The organism is Tenacibaculum agarivorans (assembly GCF_001936575.1).
In the GTDB taxonomy this organism is placed as follows: domain Bacteria; phylum Bacteroidota; class Bacteroidia; order Flavobacteriales; family Flavobacteriaceae; genus Polaribacter; species Polaribacter agarivorans.
In genome coordinates, this window is sequence record NZ_MSMP01000027.1 from 1 (window position 1) to 23295 (window position 23295).

At 32.9% G+C, this 23295-nt stretch carries 2 protein-coding genes; both read left to right on the forward strand.

Annotated features, from left to right (window positions below; genetic code table 11):
* Window positions 1–3712: non-ribosomal peptide synthetase (locus tag BVC87_RS17525; protein ID WP_075343707.1), on the forward strand; the 3712-nt coding region annotated here is incomplete at its 5' end.
* A gap of 29 nt (window positions 3713–3741) precedes the next feature.
* Complete coding sequence (locus BVC87_RS17530; RefSeq protein ID WP_083629583.1) at window positions 3742–23292, forward strand: non-ribosomal peptide synthetase; 19551 nt, start codon at window positions 3742–3744, stop codon at window positions 23290–23292.
* Window positions 23293–23295: the final 3 nt, after the last annotated feature.

Here is a 23295-nt window from a genome sequence, read left to right on the forward strand (position 1 = left end):
CAAACGTTTGGTAGGTTATGTAGTGAGTGAAGGTGATTTTGATAAAGAGGCTGTTCAATTAGAATTAAAGAATAGTTTACCAGAATACATGGTTCCTACAGTTTGGGTTGAGTTAGAAGCGATGCCATTAACCTCAAGTGGGAAGTTAGACAGAAAGGCTTTACCAGGGCCAGATGGTTCATTACTATCAACTAAGGAATATGTAGCTCCAAGAAATGAAGTAGAAGCAGATATTGCAAGGATTTGGCAAGAAGTTTTAGGACTAGACAAAGTAGGAGTTTACGATAATTTCTTTGAATTAGGCGGACACAGTTTATTAGTTGTACAACTAATTTCACGCCTACAAAAGATAGATTATACTATCGAAGTAAAAGATATTTTCTCAAATCCAACAATTGCTGCAATGAGTCAAAAAGCATCTTCGTTGTCATTGGCTTATACAGTTCCAGAAAATGGAATTACAGTAGATACAGATCGCATTACTCCAGAAATGGTATCTCTGTTAAATATTAGTCAAGAAGATATAGATACTATCGTTTCTAATGTTCCAGGAGGTGTTTCTAATATTCAAGATATTTATCCTTTGGCACCATTACAAGAAGGAATTTATTTCCATCATTTAATGAGTACTAAGGAAGAAGGAGATCCATATATTATTCCGAATCTTTTATCATTCCCAAATACAGAAAATCGAGAGATATTTATAGAAGCGTTACAATTTGTGATCAATCGTCACGATGTATTGCGTACCTGTATTATTAATGAAGGATTAACCGAAGCTGTCCAAGTAGTACTTAGAGAGGCTCCATTAACCGTAACACATCTAGAGATAGACTCATCTAAAGATGTATTAACAGAATTAAAAATATTAAAAGAACCAAGTAATCAATGGATGGACGTTTCAAAAGCGCCATTATTTAAATTACTATCGGCAGATGAACCAAATAGTAGTACTTGTTATTTACTAATAGGTCAACATCACTTAACATTAGACCATGTAGGCTTAGAGAAAGTTGTTTCTGAGATCATTTTATACTTATCAGGTAAACAGGATAGTCTTCCAACACCAGTTTTATATAGAAATTTTATTGGTCATACCTTGCACCAATTATCAGTTAATGATAGTGAATCGCACTTTAAAAAATTATTAGGAACTATTGACGAACCAACGTATCCTTTTGATTTAGCAGATGTAAGAGGAAATGTTGGTGATATTAAAGAACTACAGATTATTTTACCAGAAGGCTTAAATAACGGAATTAGAAAAACGTGTTTGGAATTAGGAATTAGTCCAGCTGTTTTCTTCCATGCAGCCTATGGATTAGTTATAGGAAAGTGTAGTAATTCAGAATATGCATTATTCGGATCATTATTTTCTGGACGTTTGCAAGGTGCTATTGGAGCATCAAATTCTTTAGGATTATTTATCAATACATTACCTATTATTTTAGAATTAAAAGGAAATGTAAAAGAATATCTGAACGATGTCCAAAATATCTTACGAGGACTATTACCATACGAACAAGTTTCATTATCTGATATTCAAACATGGAGTGGAATTTCCAACGAAGTACCATTATTTAGTGCTTTATTCAACTTCCGCCATTCTTCAATTTCCTCTGAAGTAGAAGAAGCAAATGATACTATTGACTTAGGAATAGAAATGTTCGATGGTCATGAACGAACAAATTATCCATTTACTATGAGTGTGGATGATTACGGAACTGATTTTGGATTAACAGCTAAGATGCATCATAGTATTGAGCCAAGTAGAATTATTGAATATATGACAATAACCTTGGAAACATTACTAGAAAATGTAGCAACCGATAAAGAAGTATCGATTGACAGTCTAAACATCATATCTGAGAAAGAAACTACACAGTTAGTAACAAATTTCAATACTACATTCCAAGAAATACCAGAAAACAAAACATTAATAGAGTTATTTTCAGAACAAGTTCAGAAAAATCCTTTACAAACAGCGTTAGTTTATGAAGGAGAGTTGATTACGTACAAAGAGTTAGACGAAAAATCAAATCAATTAGCACATTATTTACATGTTCAAGGAGTTGTTCCGGATATGTTAGTAGGAATTTGTTTAGAGCGTGGCTTTGATATGATAGTAGGTATTTTAGGGATCCTAAAATCAGGAGGTGCTTATGTGCCAATAGATCCAACATTCCCACAGGCTCGTATTGATTATATTTTAGAAGATGCAAGGATTAATTTAGTAATAAGTACATCAGTTAATAGTTATGCTTTAGAACATACAAAAGGACTACATATTGTATCGTTAGATAGTGATTGGAGTACTATTACTGATTTTTCTACAGGTACATTAAGTCAAACAGTAACACCAAATCATTTAGCATATGCTATTTATACTTCAGGAAGTACAGGAAAGCCAAAAGGAGTACTTATAGAGCATAGAAATGTGGTGAATTTAGTAACTGCTCAAATCAAAGCATTTGGAATCGATAAAGATGATAGTATTTTACAATTAGCAAATTTTGTATTTGATGCTTCAGTAGAACAAATTTTTATCACCTTATCAGCCGGAGCAAAATTAGTATTACTTAGCAGAGAAACTATTATTGATACTGATAAGGTATTAGAGTTAATAGATAAGGAAAGAGTTACACATTTACACGCTACTCCGAGTTTACTGAGCATATTACCAATTAACGAAAAACTACCATCTCTGAAAAGAGTAGTGTCAGGAGGAGAGCCTTGTAGCGAAGAATTAATGTTACGTTGGAGTAAAGATTATCTATTCTATAATAAATACGGACCAACAGAAGCTACGGTTACTGCAACTATGAAAGCTTTTGAAAATAGTGATACTACACAACCAATTACCATTGGAACTCCAATTGGAAATACGCAAATCTATATTACAGATACCTCTATGAATTTAGTTCCTGAAGGTGTAGTAGGAGAACTATGTATAGGAGGTAAAGGAGTCGCTAGAGGATATTTGAATAAAGAAGCATTAACTGCAGAAAAATTTGTTGTAAACCCATTCAAAGCAAATGATATCATTTATAAAACTGGAGATTTAGCACGTTGGTTACCAGATGGAACTATTGAGTTTTTAGGAAGAAGGGATAACCAAGTAAAAATCCGAGGATATCGTATTGAATTAGGCGAAATAGAAAATGCATTGGCTTCTTTACCAGGTATACATCAATCTTGTGTGTTAGCTAAAGAAGATACTAATGGAAGTAAACAATTAATCGGTTATGTAGTTGTAGAAGATGAATTTGATAAGGAATCAATTCAATTACAGTTGCATGCGAGTTTACCAGAGTATATGGTTCCTGCATTATGGGTTCAGTTAGATGAAATGCCATTAACTTCAAGTGGAAAGTTAGATAGAAAAGTCTTACCAGAACCTGATGGAGGAATGTTGTCAACCAGAGAATATGTTGCACCACGTACAGAAACAGAAGAACAACTAGTACGTATTTGGCAGCAACTATTAGGAATAGATAAAATTGGAGTTTATGATAATTTCTTTGAGTTAGGAGGACACAGTTTATTAGCTACTCGTTTAGTATCAACTATTAGAAAGGAATTAGAAATAGAATTGTCTATTCGCAACATTTTTAGATTTACTACCATAGAAGAAATAGCTTCTTACCTAGACTATAAAGAGCGCACATTAAAAGAAGATCAAGAAGATTACAATATAAATATTGAAATATAAATTCAATCAACCACATCAATCAACCAAACATGGACATTATAAGTTTTTTTCACAGACTTGATAAGGAGGGTATTAAGTTGGTTTTAAAGAATGATTCTTTAAAAATTCAAGCTAAGACCGAGATAAAACCGGAAATAATAAAAGAACTAAAATCCAATAAACAACTAATTATTGACCATTTAAAAGCTTATGAAGATGAAGGAGCTGCAGATGGACAACAATTACAAAAAATTACTGCCTATAATAAAGAAAGTTTAGACCGTATTCCACTATCATTTAATCAAGAACGATTGTGGTTTTTAGATCAACTAAACGGAAGTAATGAATACCATATGCCTACTGTTATTCGCTTAGAAGGAGCGTTAAATATTACAGTATTGGAAGAGGTATTACAAACCATTGTTTCGCGCCATGAAGTGCTACGAACCAACATCTTGTCAGATGAAGGTTTAGGGTACCAAGAAATTATGGAAGCAGATAGTTGGTCTTTAGATCTAGTAGAAGGCGTTTCTGAAGAATCATTAACGGAAAGTTTAGTAAACTATATAAATGCACCCTTTAATGTAGCTACAGATTATAAATTACGTTCATGTTTATACGATCTAGGGAATGAAAAATATGTATTAGCATGTGTTTTTCATCATATTGCAAGTGATGGTTGGTCAAAAGGAATTTTGGTAAATGAATTTATAGCATTGTATAGCGCCTTACAGGCAGGAAAAGAAATAGAATTACCAGAATTAACATTACAATATTCAGATTATGCCATTTGGCAACGTAAGCATATAGAAGGAGAAATACTAGACAATCAATTAGCATATTGGGAAAAAAAGCTAAAAGATATAAGTACACTAACATTACCAATAAATTATAAGCGTACAACTGTTACTAGTAAAGAAGGAGCTAATGTTATTTTGAATTTAGATCAAAAATTAAGAGATGACTTACAAGCTGTATGTAAAAAGGAAGGAGTAACCTTATTTATGCTGTTATTATCAGTATTTAAAGTACTATTATCTCGATACAGTGGTCAAGAAGATATTTGTGTAGGAACTCCAGTAGCCAATCGTACCCAAGCTGACCTAGAGGGAATGATAGGATTCTTTGTAAATACCTTAGTACTAAGAAGTGATGTAAGTGGAAATCCAAGTTTTAGAGAGTTACTAAATAGAATTAAATCAACTACCTTAGAAGGGTACGACAATCAGTTAGTGCCTTTTGAAAAAGTAGTAGATAAAGTACTTGTAGATAGAGATATGAGTACTACTCCTCTGTTTCAAGTAATGTTTGCATTACAAAATACATCATCATCATCTTTAATCGCTGAAGAAGGAACAGCTGTAGATTTAGGCGGAGTTGAAATTTCAGGATATAGTTTTGAAGGAAAAACATCAAAATTTGATCTTACACTAGACATATCAGAAAATGATCTTGGTATTGTAATGGACATGGAATACCGTACTGCATTGTTTGATAAAGCTGCTATTGAACAATTATTAGCACACTACAAAAACCTATTACTTGCTATTGTAGATAATATTACCCAGCCTATTGCTGCATTACCTATATTAAATCCTGAAGAGGAAACACAACTATTAGAAGTTTTCAATGATACATCATTTGAGTATACTAAAGGTCTTACAATCGTTGACTTGTTTAAAGAACAGGTTGTAAAAACACCAGAAGCGTATGCATTATCTTATAAAGGAGATACATTAACTTATAAAGAGTTAGATGCATGTTCTAATCAATTAGCACATTATTTAGTATCAAAAGGAGTAAAGACTAATTCAAGTGTAGGTATTCTTTTCGATAGAAGCTTTGATATGGTAATTAGTATGTTAGGAGTATTAAAAGCAGGATGCTATTATGTTCCCATAGATGCTTCTTTACCGAGTAATCGATTATCTCATATTTTGCAAGATGCTGAAATCTGTTATGTATTATATACAGAAGATTACTTGTTGCCAAAAGTTCCTGTTTCAAATGATATTACCACGTTACTTCTTAAAGATGCTCAGGTGTATGAGACTTCAGAAAAAGTTGTAGATAGATCTGAACAATCTATAGCTTATGTAATGTACACGTCAGGAACAACTGGAGTTCCTAAAGGAATTTGTATTACTGATACTAATATTATTACATTGGTTAATAATCCTTCAAGTGCTATTGCAATTAGAAATTCAGATCGAGTATTACAATGGTCTAATTATGCTTTTGACGGATCAACCTATGAAATTTTTGGAACATTATTAAATGGAGCCACATTATACTTCATTGATAGCGAGGTAGCTTCCGATGCACAAGCTTTATCTCAAGTAATCCATAAAGAAGAATTAAGTGTTATTTTTATTACTACAGCTTTATTCAACAGTTTGGCAGAGTATAATTTGTCTTTGTTGTCAAGTTTACGCTTATTACTTTTTGGAGGAGAAAAAGTTTCAGTAGCACCTGTTAGAAAAATGTTAGTTGGTTTAGGTGCAGAAAAAATACTCCATGTTTATGGACCTACAGAAACTACTACTTATGCTTCTTGTGAAGTTATTTCAGAAATAAAAACAAATGTAATTACCATTCCAATAGGAAAACCATTAAGTAATACAAAATTCTATGTTTTAGATCAGTATCAGAATGTATTACCAATTGGAGCCATTGGAGAATTATGTATTTCAGGAAGTGGTGTCGCTAAAGGATATTTAAATAGAGAAGAATTAACCAACCAGAAGTTTATAGAAAACCCTTTTGTTAAAGAAGAAAGACTATATAAAACTGGAGATTTAGTCCGTTGGTTACCAGAAGGAAAAATAGAGTTTGTCGGAAGGAAAGATACTCAAGTAAAAATACGTGGATACCGTATTGAATTAGGAGAAATAGAAAACGCTTTATCTAAATTAACCGCAATACATCAAAGCTGTGTATTAGTTAAAGAAGACACAAATGGTAATAAACGTTTAGTAGGTTATGTAGTTACAGATGGTGAATTTGATAAAAAAGTAATTCAATCTGAATTGAAAGAAAGTATACCAGAATACATGATTCCAGGTATATGGATTGAATTAGAGGAACTTCCTTTAACTAGTAATGGTAAATTAGACAAAAAATCATTACCAGAACCTAATATAGCTTACTTGTCTACTGCAGAATATATAGCACCAAGAAACAATACAGAGAAACAATTAGCAATCGTTTGGCAAGAATTATTAGGTGTAGAAAAAATAGGAATTCATGATAATTTCTTTGAGCTAGGTGGACATAGTTTACTAGTAATTCAGCTTATTGCACAATTACAAAAAATAGATTTTTATATTCAAGTAAAAGATATTTTCTCAAACTCAACTATTGCTTCTTTAAGTGAAAAAGTATCGTCAGAAGCCCCATTATATGAAGTTCCAGCTAATGGAATTACAACAGCTACAGAACGTATACTTCCAAAAATGCTTCCTTTAGTAGAGCTTACTCAAGAAGAAATAGATAAAATAGTAGGAGAAATCTCAGGTGGAGTAGCTAACATTCAAGATATCTACCCATTATCACCATTACAAGAAGGAATGTATTTTCATTATTTAATGAGTGATAAATCCGAAGGAGATCCTTATGTCTTATCAAATTTATTAGTATTTGTTGATAAAGAAAAACGAACTTCTTTTGTAGAAGCCTTAGAGTTCGTGATGAATAGACACGATGTATTACGTACATGTGTACTAAGTGATGGTTTACCAAGTGCGGTTCAAGTAGTACTTAGAGAAGTTAAACTATCTGTAGAACACTTAGTTTTTGACGAATCGAAAGATGTTTTGTCTGAATTAAAGGTATTATCAGCGCCAGGAGGTCAATGGATGGATGTTTCTAAAGCGCCATTAATGCATTTAAAATCTGCGGACGATGAGGAGCAAGAGTATTATTTCTTATGGATTACACATCATCACGTACTTTTTGACCATGTTGGATTAGAAAAAATAATTGAAGAAATAGCAAGCTACACGTCAGGTGAAACAGCAAATTTACCAGAACCTGTACTATATAGAGAATTCATTGCTCATACTTTACATTTACAAGCAACAAACGATAGCGCATCATATTTTAAAGAATTATTAGGAGAAATTAGCGAACCTACTTATCCATTCGATGTATCAGATGTTCAGGGTTCTGGGAATAATGTAAAAGAATCAATCATAAATATATCAGAAGAATTAAGCGCAAAAATACGAAGTGTTAGTACTACATTAGGAATAAGTCCAGGTGTACTATTTCACGCAGCATATGCAATTGTAGTGGGAAGATGTAGTAATAAAGAATATGCACTTTTTGGTTCATTACTATCAGGACGTTTACAAGGAAGTACTGGAGCAGCAGATTCATTAGGACTTTTTATCAATACATTACCGTTTTTTATTAGGTTAGAAGGAAGTGTAAAAGAATACATTTTAGCGGTTAAAAATGCACTAGGATCATTATTATCTTATGAACAAACGCCATTAGCTTCTGTTCAAGGTTGGAGTGGAGTCGCTAATGATATGCCGCTATTTAGTGCGTTATTAAATTTCCGTCATTCTCCTGAGGCTACAGAAGAAGAAATTAATGAAGATACAGTTGATCTAGGATTTAATCTTATAGAAGCTCATGAGCGTACCAACTATCCATTCTCTTTAGATGTTGATGATTATGGAATGGGGTTTGGATTAAAAGCACAAGTTGACGAACGTTTAAATGCGGATCACTTACTCGCGCATACAATAGCAGCTATTACAGGTTTAGTAGAAGGTGTAGAAAACGAATCAAATGTAGCACAAATAACCATTTTATCTGAAGAAGAAGAAACACAAATATTGGAAGATTTCAATGCCAATAAGGTTGCATACAGATTAGATAAAACAGTAGTTAATCTATTTGAAGAACAAGCAGAGAAAAATCCAGATGCTATCGCATTAGTTTTTGAAGAAGCAATAGTAACCTACAAAGAATTAGACGAACGCTCAAATCAATTAGCTCATTACTTGGTAGCTCTAGGGGTACAAGAAGATGACTTAATAGGGGTTTGTTTAGAAAGAGGTTTTGAGATGATTATTGCTATTTTAGGAATTTTAAAGTCTGGAGGCGCCTATGTTCCTATGAAACCAGATTTTCCAAAAGATAGAATTTCAAGTATTCTAGAAGATACAGCGTGTCATTTATTAATTACAGATATAGCTAGTAAGTCTGCTTTAGCTACTTTTACTACAGTTAACTTAATTGTTGTAGATGATATTTCTTTATTTGAATCGGAATATCCAGTTACTTCATTAGACATTTCTTACAATCCAAATGCACTAGCGTATGTAATTTATACCTCAGGAAGTACAGGAGTACCGAAAGGAGCAATGATTGAGCACGCAGGATTACTAAATCACTCATTAATTATGATTGATGAGCTGAAAATGACCAACGAAAGTGTGATTGCATTTACTGCTCCATTTACTTTTGATATTTCTGTATGGCAAATGTTAAGTGGATTATTGTGTGGCGGGTGTGTTGCCATTTACAATGAAGACATGATTTTAAATATTGATGAATTTCAAGCGTCTTTATTTGAAAATAAAGTAAGTCACTTACAACTAGTACCTTCTTATGTGTCAACCCTACTAGATACTGAAAATACTGCAGAAGGATTATCAAACTTAGCCTATTTCTTAGTTACGGGTGAAGCAGCTACTAAATCATTATTAGATAAATGGTTCTCATTATATCCATCAATTCCAGTAGTAAATGCATATGGTCCGGCAGAAGCTGCAGATGATATTACTTTACATATCATGGAAGAATCACCAAATGGAATTGTAGTGCCAATTGGAAAGCCAGTAGCTAATATGGAGCTTTATGTGGTAGATCAATCTGATAATCTATGTCCAATAGGAGTTGTAGGAGAATTATGGACAAGTGGTGTAGGAGTTGGACGAGGATATTTAAATAGAGAAGAACTTACTAAAGAAAAATTTATTACAAATCCGTTTAAACCTGAAGGAGGACGACTATATAAAACAGGAGATTTAGGTCGCTGGCTACCAGATGGAACATTGGAATTTGTAGGGCGTTCAGATGATCAGGTAAAAATTCGAGGGTATCGTATCGAATTAGGAGAAATAGAAAATGCATTATCGGTAGTCTCAGGAGTTCAGCAAAGTTGTGTATTAGCCAAAAAAGATACGAACGGGATCAATCATTTAGTAGGGTATGTAGTTGTTGAAGGTGAATTAGATAAAGAATTAATTCAGGAAGAATTAAAGGCCAGTTTACCAGATTATATGGTTCCAATAATTTGGATAGCCCTAGAAGAAATGCCATTAACAGCTAATGGAAAGTTAGATAAGAAAGCCTTACCAGAATTAGATGGAGCTATGTTATCTACTAAAGCATATGTTGCTCCAAGAAATGAAAAAGAAGAAAAAGTAGCCGCAATTTGGGAAAAGCTATTTAATGTAGCCGAAGTAGGTGTTCATGATAGTTTCTTTGAATTAGGAGGTAATAGCTTATTGGTAATAAAATTAATTTCTAAGCTACAAAATATAGGATTTAATATTGGTGTAAGAGATGTTTTTTCAAACCCTACTGTAGCAGGAATTAGTGATAATTTATTATCAGCAGCATCAATATATCAAGTTCCACCAAATGGAATTACTGTTGATACAACTCATATTGTACCTGAAATGGTTCCTTTAGTAGATTTCGAACAAGAAGATCTAGATAAAGTTATAGCTAATATAGAAGGAGGCGTTTCTAATATTGAAGATATGTATCCTTTATCACCATTACAAGAAGGGATTTACTTCCATCACTTAATGAGTACTAAAGAAGAAGGAGATCCTTATGTATTACCACATATACTGTCTTTTTCAGATAAGGAGAAAAGAACTTTATTTATAGATACATTACAGTTTATAGTAAATCGTCACGATGTATTACGTACTAGCGTTTTAAGTGAAGGATTACCAAAAGCAGTTCAAGTAGTACATAGAGAAGCGCAGTTATCATTAGAAGAATTAGTAATAGATGAGGTTGATGATGTCTTGTCAGAACTAAAGCGATTACACGCGCCAGGAACATTATGGATGGATGTATCTCAGCCTCCATTAATGAAATTGAAATTTGTAGACGATCTTAAAAATGACAATTATTACTTGGTATTATTAGAACATCATTTAATGTTCGATCATATTGGAGTAGAAAAGGTTGTTTCAGAAGTTGAAATGTGCTTATTAGGAAAGCAAGCAAAACTTCCAGAACCTGTTTTATATCGAGATTTTATTGGACATGTACTACATCTGCAGGCTACGAATGATAGTGAGTTGTATTTCAAGAATTTATATACTGATATTGAAGAGCCTACTTATCCATATGATTTATTAGATGTTAGAGGATCTGGGTTAGCGATTGAAGAATCAGATATCATATTGTCAGAAGAGCTGAGTAAAGAACTTAGAGAAGTTAGTACAAAATTAAGAATGAGTCCGGCAGTATTATTTCATGCAGCATATGGTCTGGTTGTAGGAAAATGTAGTAATAAAGAGTATGCTATTTTCGGATCATTATTTTCAGGACGTTTACAAGGTTCTTTAGGTGTAGAAGATTCGTTAGGAATGTTTATTAATACCTTACCGTTTTTAGTACAATTAAAAGGAAGCATTTCTGAATATGTACATTCAGTTAAAGAACATTTAAATGGATTATTAGCCTACGAACAAACACCACTATCAAGCATTCAATCTTGGACAGAAATTCCTAATGAAGCCCCTATGTTTAGTGCTTTATTAAATTTCCGTCACGCTAATCTTTCAGAGTCTGAAGAAGGTATAACCGAACCGATTGATTTAGGAGTTACATTATTAAGTAGTGAAGAACGAACGAACTATCCATTCACATTAAGTGTTGATGATTATGGAGATGTTTTTGGTTTAATAGCTCAAATTCATGAAAGTGTTCCAGCAGATCGAATCATTTCGTACATGCAAGAAGCTTTAGAACAATTACTTGAAGGTTTACAATCGGAGCAAAAAGAGCTTACAGATATTGTTATTGCCTCTGAAAAAGAAACAAAGCAATTGTTAACTACTTTTAATGCTACTCAGCAAGATTATATATTAGATAAAACGGTTGTTGATGTATTTGAAGAACAAGTACAGCAATCACCTACAGCAATTGCAGTGTGCTTTGAAGGAAAAACAATTACCTATAAAGAGCTAGACCAACGTGCTAATCAGGTTGCACACTATTTACGAGAAAAAGGAATACAACCAGATGCGTTTGTAGGTATTTGTATGGATCGTAGTTTGGAACTTATTGTAGCAATTTTAGGAGTGTTAAAATCTGGTGGAGCATACATCCCAATTGATCCAACTTACCCAGAAGATCGTATCAATTATATGCTAACAGATGCAGGGATCAATTTAGTATTAAGCAGTACAAATAGTAGTGAGGTAATAACAAAAAAAGAAGGACAAACAATTGTATGTTTAGATAGCAATTGGGCAACAATAGCTAAGTATCCAAAAACTAGATTAAGTAATGTTATACAACCAAATAATTTAGCGTATGTAATTTATACTTCAGGAAGTACAGGAAAACCTAAAGGAGTATTAGTTGAACATCAAAACTTGCTACATTTATGTTATTGGCACCAAGCTGCGTTTTCAGTAACCTCAACAAGTAGAGGAACTTTATTTGCCGGAGTTGGTTTTGATGCAAGTGTTTGGGAACTATTTCCATACTTATTAATAGGAGCAAGTATATATCCAATAGCAGGAGAAAATCGTTACGATTTACAGTGGCTTTCACAATTCTTAAACGATAATGAAATAACACATGCTTATATACCTACATTATTATGTGAGCATTTTATTGATGCCGAAGTTTCACTTCCAAATACTACCATTTTAACTGGAGGAGATGCATTGTCTTTACCTAAACAGACTGCACTTAACATTTACAATAACTATGGGCCAACAGAAGGAACAGTAGTAGCTACGAGTTGTAAGTTAATACCAGAAAATCTTATTAATGAAAAGCCTTCAATAGGTAAACCTATCGATAACACACAAGTGTATATTGTTGATTCAGCAATGAATTTGTCACCAATGGGAGTTGTAGGAGAACTTTGTATAGGAGGTTCAGGTGTAGCTAGAGGATATCTAAACAGAGAAGAACTTACCAATGAAAAATTTATTAACAATCCATTTGTAGTAGGTGATCGATTATACAAAACAGGAGATTTAGCCCGTTGGTTACCAAATGGAAACATAGAATTTATAGGAAGAAAAGATGCGCAAGTAAAAATACGTGGATATCGTATTGAATTAGGAGAAATAGAGAATGCGTTATCTAATCTAAGTTCAATAAGTCAATCTTGTGTATTAGCAAAAGAAGATACAAAAGGGAATAAGCATTTAGTAGGTTATGTAGTGACTGAGAATGATTTTAATAAAGAAGCAACTCAAGCGGCATTAAAGGAAAGCTTACCAGATTATATGGTACCATCAATCTGGGTAAAGTTAGAAGAAATGCCATTAACAAGTAATGGTAAATTAAATAGAAAGGCATTACCAGAACCAGAAACAAGTGCATTATCAACTCAAAATTACGTAGCACCAAGAAATGAAACAGAAGCACAAATTGTAGCTATTTGGCAAGAAATATTAGGAGTAGAGAAGGTTGGAATATACGATGACTTCTTCGAGTTAGGTGGACACAGTTTATTAATAGTACAGTTAATTTCACGTTTACAAAAAATAAGTTTCTATATTGAAATTAAAGAAATCTTCACAGGAGCTACGGTTGCAGAAATTGGTGAAAAATTAGCTACAGAAAACTTTGTTTATAAAGTTCCTGCTAATGGAATTACATTAGAAACGGACTATATAACCCCTGAAATGCTGCCGTTATTAGCAGATTTTACTCAAGAAAATATAGATACTATTGTTACTCAAGTTAATGGAGGAGTCGCTAATATCCAAGATATATACCCATTATCGCCATTACAAGAAGGTATGTATTTTCATCATTTAATGAGTGATAAAGAAGAAGGAGATCCTTACGTATTACCCAACTTATTATCATTTCCTAGTTTAGAAAAACGTTCATTGTTTATAGAAGCACTACAATTTGTTGTTAATCGTCATGATGTTTTACGCACTTGTATACTTAGTAAAGGTTTACCCCAAGCGGTACAAGTAGTAGTTAGAAAGGCAGCATTATCAGTAGAAAAACTAGCAATAAATCCAACAGCAGATATACAGAGTGAATTAAAGAGATTAATAGCACCAGGAAGTAACTGGGTAGATGTTTCTAAAGCACCAATATTAGAGTTAAAATCAGCAGATGATATAGCAAACGATCAATATTATTTGTTTGTAAATCAGCATCACATGGTATTTGATCATGTTGGATTAGAAATAATTCTTTCAGAAATTGTTACCTATATATCCGGACAAGTTGAAACCTTACAAACACCGGTTTTATATCGAGATTTTATAGGTCATGTATTACACTTGCAAAATGAAAATAGTAGTGAACAATACTTTAAAGAACTATTAGGAAATATTGATGAATCTACCTATCCATTTGGTTTATCAAATGTTCAAGGAAATGGAACAGCAGTTAAAGCTGCAAATATTGCATTACCAGATGATGTAACTAAAAAGATTCGAAAGGTTAGCGTTGATTTAGGAATAAGTCCAGCTGTTTTATTCCATGCAGCTTACGGATTAGTTGTCGGTAAATGTAGTAATAAAGAATATGCCATTTTTGGTTCTTTATTCTCAGGACGTTTACAAGGAACTTTAGGAGCAGCAGATTCATTAGGGTTGTTTATAAATACCTTACCATTTTTAGTAGAGTTCAAAGGGAGCACGTTAGCATATGTGCAACAAGTTAAAGAGAGATTAGGTGCTTTATTACCTTATGAACAAACACCACTATCTAGAGTTCATGGTTGGTCAGGAATTTCGAATGAAGTACCATTATTTAGTGCCTTACTGAATTTCAGACATTCTCATATTGAAACAGAACTAAAAACAGAAAATGATGAAGAGCTAATAGATCTAGAAATGGAAGTTATTAGCGGTGAGGAGCAAACAAACTATCCTTTTTCTATGGATGTTGATGATTATGGAATTGGGTTTGGACTAAAAGTTCAAGTAGATGGAAGTATAAGTGCAGATAGTATATTGTCTTATATGGTAGAAGCTATTACAGGATTATTAGCAGGAATAGAAAACGGAGTAAATGTAGCTAACTTAGAGATTGTACCAGCAGAAGAAAAAACACTAGTATTAAAAGATTTTAATGCTGCTGAAGCTGACTATCCATTAGACAAAACAGTTATTGATTTATTTACGGTTCAGGTTGAAAAAAATCCAAATGCAACTGCAGCAATATTTGAAGAAACAACAATAAGCTATAAAGAACTAGATCAGTGTTCTAATCAATTAGCACATTGTTTAGTAAAACAAGGCATTCAACAAGATGATTTGGTAGGTATTTGCTTGGAAAGAGGCTTAGACATGTTAGTTGGGGTATTAGGAATATTAAAATCTGGAGCAGCCTATGTACCTATGAAACCAGATTTTCCAGCAGACAGAATTTCACACATTTTAGAAGATACAAAATGTAAGATATTAGTAACAGATACCTCAAGTAAATCGGTAGCAACAAGCTTTGAAATAGTAAACGTAATTACAATAGATGATAACTCTTTAATAGATTATCCAGTTACTGAATTAGCTATTTCTTATAACCCTAGTGCATTAGCGTATGTAATTTATACTTCAGGAAGTACAGGAGTTCCAAAAGGAGCAATGATAGAACATGCAGGATTGTTGAATCACTTATTAATTATGGTTGATGAGTTGAAAATGACCAATGAAAGTGTAGTTGCTTTTACAGCTCCATTTACATTTGATATTTCTGTTTGGCAGTTATTAAGTGGTTTACTATCTGGAGGATGTATTGCTATATATAGCGAAGATCAAATTTTACAAATTGATGATTTCCAAACTTCGTTATTCGAAAATAAAGTAAGTCATTTACAATTAGTTCCTTCTTATGTTTCTAGCTTAATAGAAAGTGGTAAGGTTGTTAAAGGCTTATCAAACTTAACCTATTTCTTAGTAACGGGAGAAGCTACCACTAAATCATTATTAGATAAGTGGTTCTCGTTATATCCAGAAATTCCAGTTGTAAATGCATACGGACCAGCAGAAGCCGCAGATGATATTACTTTACATATTATGCATGAATCTCCAAATGGAGCAGTAGTTCCAATAGGAAAACCAGTGGCAAATATGGATGTGTATGTAGTAGATCAATTCAATAATTTATGTCCAATAGGCGTAGTCGGAGAATTATGGACAAGTGGTATCGGAGTTGGTAGAGGTTATTTAAACAGAGAAGAACTTACTGAAGAAAAATTCATCGCAAATCCATTTACTGAAAAAGAAGAACGTTTATACAAAACAGGTGATTTAGGAAGATGGTTGCCAGATGGAACATTAGAATTTGTCGGACGTTCAGATGATCAAGTAAAGATTCGTGGTTATCGTATAGAATTGGGAGAAATTGAAAACGCATTATCGGTTGTCTCTGGAATTCAAAATAGTTGTGTATTAGCTAAAAAAGACACAAATAATATATATCGTTTAGTAGGATATGTAGTAGTTGAAAATACCTTTGATAAAGAATTTATTCAGAAAGAATTAAAGCAACGTTTGCCTGATTACATGATTCCAATGATTTGGGTTGAGTTAGAAGAAATGCCATTAACAGCTAATGGTAAATTGGATAAAAAAGCGTTGCCAGAACCAGATAAATCAGCACTTACAACAAAAGTATATGTAGCTCCTAGAACTGAGAATGAAGAAAAAATAGCAATAGTTTGGGAGAAATTATTTGGTATGCAAGTAGGTATTTATGATAATTTCTTTGAATTAGGAGGAAACAGTTTATTAGTTATAAAATTAATTTCCAATCTTCAGCATGTAGGCTTTAATGTAGGAGTAAAACAAGTCTTTTCAAACCCTACAGTAGCAGGAATTAGCGAAAACTTATTGACATCATCATCTATTTACCAAGTTCCACCAAATGGAATTACCACAGATACAACTCGTATAATTCCAGAAATGGTTCCTTTAGTAGATTTTGAACAAGAAGATCTAGATAAAATTGCAGCTAATATAGAAGGAGGAGTTTCAAATATTGAAGATATTTATCCTTTATCACCATTACAAGGAGGAATCTATTTCCATCATTTAATGAGTAATAAAGAAGTTGGAGATCCATATGTTTTATCACATTTATTATCATTTTCAAATACAGAAAGACGTGTTGCATTTGTTGATGCATTACAATATATCGTAAACCGTCATGATATTTTACGCACTTGTGCATTAAGCGAAGGTTTACCAAGTGCTGTGCAAGTAGTACTTAGAAAAGCTGAATTATTTGTAGAGCATTTAGAACTAGATCCTGCAAAAGATGTCATGGCAGAATTAGAACGATTGACTGAGCCAGGTACATTATGGATGGATGTTACAAAACCTCCATTAATGAGATTACAAGCTGTGGATGATGTAGAGAATGATAACTACTATTTAATCCTATTAGAACATCACTTAATGTTCGACCATATTGGAGTAGAAAAAGTGGTTGCAGAAGTAGAAATGTGTTTGTTAGGGCAGTATGATAGACTACCAGAGCCTGTTTTATATAGAAACTTTATAGGCCATACTTTACATCAACAAGCAACAAATGATAGTGAAGCATATTTCAAAAACTTATATGGAGATATAGAGGAACCTACACATCCATTTGAATTGTCAGATGTTAGAGGAGAAGGAACCGAAATAAAAGAAGCTGAGATTGTATTACCTACAGCATTTAGTAAACAACTTAGAGAAGTCAGTACCAAATTAGGAATGACACCAGCTGTTTTATTCCATGCAGCATATGGTATAGTTGTAGGAAAATGTAGTAATAAAGACTACGCTATTTTCGGATCGTTATTCTCTGGACGTTTACAAGGTTCAATAGGTGTAGAAGGTTCGTTAGGGATGTTTATCAATACTTTACCATTTCTTGTTGAATTTACAGGAAGTATTGCAGAATATGTAAATGCAGTTAAGGATCATTTAAGTGGATTATTACCATACGAACAAACCCCGTTATCAAGCATACAAGGCTGGAGTAATATTTCTAACGATGTTCCTTTATTTAGTGCCTTATTAAATTTCCGTCATACCTATGATTCTTCTATGAAAGCTGAAGTTGAAGAGAATGAAATTATAGATTTAGGTATTAGTGTATTAGATAGTAAAGAGCGTTCCAATTATCCTTTTACTATTAGTGTTGATGATTTTGGAGTTGACTTCGGATTAACCGCTCAAATTGATGAACGTATAGATGCAAGTCGTGTACTTGGTTATATGCAAGAAACTTTAGAAGAGTTATTAAAAGGATTACAATCTGATAAAGAAATCTCGGTTACTTCTTTAAGGATGTTAGGTAAAGAAGAAACAGCATTGTTAGAAACATTTAATGCTACTTCAATAACTTATCCAGAGCATGAAACAGTGGTAAGCTTATTTGCAGATCAGGTTGATAAAGTCCCTGAAAATACCGCTGTAGTATACGAAGATGTTGTATTAAGTTACAGGGAATTAGATGAACTTTCAAATCAATTAGCACACTATGTATTAGCGAATTATAAACTTGATGCAGAACATCCTGTTGGAGTTGTTTTAGAGCGAAGTGATTGGCTAATAGTATCTTATTTAGCAATTTTAAAAACAGGTAGTTGTTATGTTCCAATAGACACTGCTTATCCAGAAGAACGGAAAGAATATATTATCGCAGACAGTGGTAGTAGTCTTATTATAGACAATCTATTTTTAGAAACTTTCAAACAGAATAGAGAAAAATACACTACCCAAACACCAGAGGTAACTGTACAATCGAATGATTTGGCATATATCATTTACACATCAGGTAGTACAGGAAAACCAAAAGGAGTACTTATTGAGCATGGAAATCTAGCACACTTATGTTTTTGGCACCAATCAGAATATGAAGTAACGAAATCAAGTAAAGGAAGTTTATTTGCAGGAATTGGTTTCGACGCAAGTGTTTGGGAGATTTATCCATATTTAATTAGTGGAGCAAGTTTATACCCAGTTTCAGAAAATATTCGTTACGATTTGAATTTATTTTCAACATTTTTAAACACAAATGCAATTACACATGCATATATACCTACTTTGTTATGTGAGCGTTTTGTAGAGGAAGATATTTCATTACCGAATACAACAATTTTAACTGGAGGAGATGCGCTAAAACTCACTAAAGCTACAAATCTTACTATTTACAACAATTATGGCCCTACAGAAACTACAGTGGTTGCCACTAGTTGTCAAGTAACTCCATCTAATAGTGCTATAAGTAAACCACCTATTGGAAAACCGATTCATAATGCTCAGATTTATATTCTAAATGAAACCAATGAGTTATTACCAGTTGGTATAGTTGGTGAGTTATGTATAGGAGGAAAAGGAGTAGGAAGAGGTTATTTAAATAACGAAGAACTTACCAACGAGAAGTTTATAGATAACCCATTTAAAGCAGGAGATCGTATCTATAAAACTGGAGATTTAGCAAAATGGTTGCCAGATGGAAATATTGAATTTATAGGTAGAAAAGATTATCAAGTTAAGATTCGAGGATATCGTATAGAGCTAGGAGAAATAGAAGCAGCTTTATCTAATATACCAGCTATTCAACAATGTTGTGTATTAGCTAAAGAAGATGAAAAAGGGAACAATAGATTAGTGAGTTATGTGGTTGTATCAGAGAATTTTAATAAAGAACAAATACAAACTAATTTAAAAGAGAGTTTACCAGATTATATGGTTCCTAATGTATGGATTACATTAGAAGAAATGCCATTAACAGCTAGTGGTAAATTAGATAGAAAAGCCTTACCAGAGCCAGATATTACTTCGTTATCAAGTAAAGTTTATGTAGCTCCAAAAACAGAAATAGAAAAGCAATTAGTTACTGTTTGGGAGCAATTACTTGGAGTAGATAAAATAGGATTGAATGATGATTTCTTTGAGTTAGGAGGACATTCATTACTTGTTGTTCAGATGATCTCTCGTTTACAAAAATTAGGATATCATATAGAAGTTAAAGATATTTTTACCGATGCTACTGTAGTAGGAATTAGTAAAAAATTAGCTTCTGGTACTTCAATATATAAAGTTCCAGCGAATGGTATTACAGAAGGAATTGATCGTATTGTTCCAGAAATGCTGCCTTTATTAGATGGTTTCACTCAAGAACATATTGATACTATTGTTGATCAGGTACAGGGAGGTGTTGCTAATATTCAAGATATGTACCCATTATCACCACTTCAAGAAGGAATTTATTTCCATCATTTAATGAGTGATAAAACCCAAGGAGATCCTTATGTATTGCCAAACTTACTATCATTTGCAAATCAAGAAAAACGTACGTTATTTATAGAAGCTTTACAATTTGTAGTAAATCGTCATGATGTTTTACGTACACTTGTGTTAAGTGAAGGTTTACCAAATGCGGTACAAATAGTCGTTAAAGAAGCACAACTAGCAATAGAAACATTAACATTTGAACCTTCGGTAGAAATAGCATCGGAATTACAAGGTCTAATAGGACCAGGTAAAAATTGGATGGATCTTTCTAAAGCTCCAACATTAGAATTAAAAATAGCAGACGATCCAACAAATGGTAATTATTATTTAATTGTAAATCAACATCACTTAATTTTTGATCACGTAGGTTTGGAAATGGTAATTTCTGAAATTGTAACTTATGTGTCTGGAAATGCTTCAAATCTTCCAGAACCTGTCTTATATAGAGATTTCATTGGTCACGTAATGCATTTACAAACCGATAATAATAGTGAGATTTATTTTAAAGAATTGTTAGAAGATATTCAAGAACCTAGCTATCCCTTTGAATTATCAAGTATTCGAGGAAACAATAGTGTCATTAAAGATGCAGAGATCATTTTATCTGAAGAGATCACTAAAGAAATTAGAGAAGTTAGTGTTCAGCTAGGAATAAGTCCTGCTGTTTTATTTCATGCAGCTTATGGAGTTATAGTAGCTAGATGTAGCGGAAAAGAATATGCTGTTTTCGGTTCTTTATTCTCAGGACGCTTACAAGGATCTTTAGGAGCTGCAGATTCCCTAGGGTTATTTATCAATACATTACCATTTTTAGTTGAGTTAAAAGGAAATGTGTTAGCGTATATTCAAGAAGTTAAACAAAGATTAGCAGATTTATTAGCTCATGAACAAACACCGTTAGCAAAAGTTCATAGTTGGTCTGGTATTGCTAATGATGTACCATTATTTAGTGCTTTATTTAATTTCCGTCATTCTCATATTCCAACAGAGGAAGAAGTGGAAAATCCTAATGGTATTGACTTAGAAATGGAGGTGATGAGTGGAGATGAAAGAACTAATTATCCTTTTGGTTTATATGTAGATGATTACGGATTTGGTTTTGGGTTAACTGTACAAGTAGATGAAACTATTGATCCAAATCGTGTACTTGGATACATGCAAGAAACGATAACAGAATTATTAGAGGCTGTAAAGTCTGAAAAAGAGGTAGCTGTTAGTAGTATTGCAATGGTATCAGAGGAAGAAAAACTTGAGTTGTTAGAAACATTCAATACAGCTGATGTTAACTATCCGAAAGATAAAACACTAGTTGATTTATTTACAGAACAAGTTCAGAAAACACCAAATGCAATTGCAGTAGTGTATGAAGGAGTAGAGATAACGTATAAAGAGTTAGATAAAAAATCAAATCAATTAGCACGCTATCTACGAGAAAAAGGAGTACAACCAGATACTTTAGTAGGTATTTGTATAGATCGTAGTTTAGAAATGCTAGTTGGAATTTTGGGAATTCTAAAATCAGGAGGAGCTTACGTTCCAGTGGACCCAGATTATCCACAGGATCGTATAGATTATATTTTGAATGATGCCAATATTAATTTGGTCATTAGTAATGAAGCAAGTCAAAAAGTATTAAAAGAAACTAAAAGCTTAACGATTGTATTATTAGATACGGATTGGAGTGTAATTACCGAATTCTCAACAAGAAAGTTAAGTAAAGTTATAACTCCTGGTAATTTAGCTTATGTTATATATACTTCAGGAAGTACAGGTAAACCAAAAGGAGTACTTATAGAGCACATAAATGTTGTTCGATTATTTGAGAACGATGCAGCCTTATATGATTTTGGTTCAGAAGATGTTTGGACCTTATTCCATTCTTTTTGCTTCGATTTTTCTGTTTGGGAAATGTATGGAGCACTATTATTCGGAGGTCGTTTAGTAGTGGTTCCTAAAAGAGTAACAAAAGATATGACTTCTTTTACAGAGTTGTTAGTTAATGAAGGAGTTACCGTTTTAAATCAAACACCAAGCTCATTCTATACATTACAGGAAGAATTTTTGTCATCAAATAGAAATTCTGCTATACGATATGTAATTTTTGGAGGAGAAGCATTAAACCCAACATATTTAAAAGGTTGGAAAGAGACTTACCCAGATTGTAAACTGATCAATATGTATGGTATTACTGAAACTACTGTACACGTTACCTACAAAGAAATTACAGCTACTGAGATTGCAAACCCAGTAAGTACTATTGGAACTGCAATACCAACATTAAGTTGTTATATAGTAGATAATTATATGAATTTAGTCCCACAAGGAGTTATTGGTGAATTGTGTGTTGGTGGGGCAGGAGTTGCAAGAGGTTATCTAAATAGACAAGAATTAACCGATGAACGTTTTGTTTCAAATCCATTTAATAATAATGAAGAAGCTCGATTATATAAATCAGGAGATTTAGGACGCTGGCTACCAGATGGTACTATAGAGTATATTGGTAGAAAAGATCATCAAGTTAAAATCCGTGGTTATCGTATCGAATTAGGAGAAATAGAAAGCACATTATTAGCTGTAGATACTGTACACCATTGTTGTGTATTAGCAAAAGAAGATGCAAGTGGTACTAACCGATTAATAGGATATGTAGTTGTAGAAGGAGAATTAGATAAAGAAGTATTACAAGAAAAACTTAGAGAGAGTTTACCGGAATACATGATTCCTATGATATGGGTAGCACTAGATACAATACCATTAACTTCTAATGGTAAGTTAGATAGAAAAGCTTTACCAGAGCCAGATGGAACGCTATTGTCAACAAGAGAGTATGTGGCGCCACGTAATGAAATAGAAGAGCAATTAGTTGCAATTTGGCAAGAATTGTTAGGAGTAGATAAAATTGGAGTTTATGACAACTTCTTTGAATTAGGAGGCCATAGTTTACTAGCTACTCGTTTAGTTTCAATGGTAAACAAAGCATTAGACATAAAAATTGAAATAGTAGACATTTTCGAATTCGATTGTATAGAACAGTTGGCAAATTATATTGGGGTAATTTCTCTAAATAAAATTGAAGACGAAGATGAATACGTAACCACTATTAGTTTATAAAAA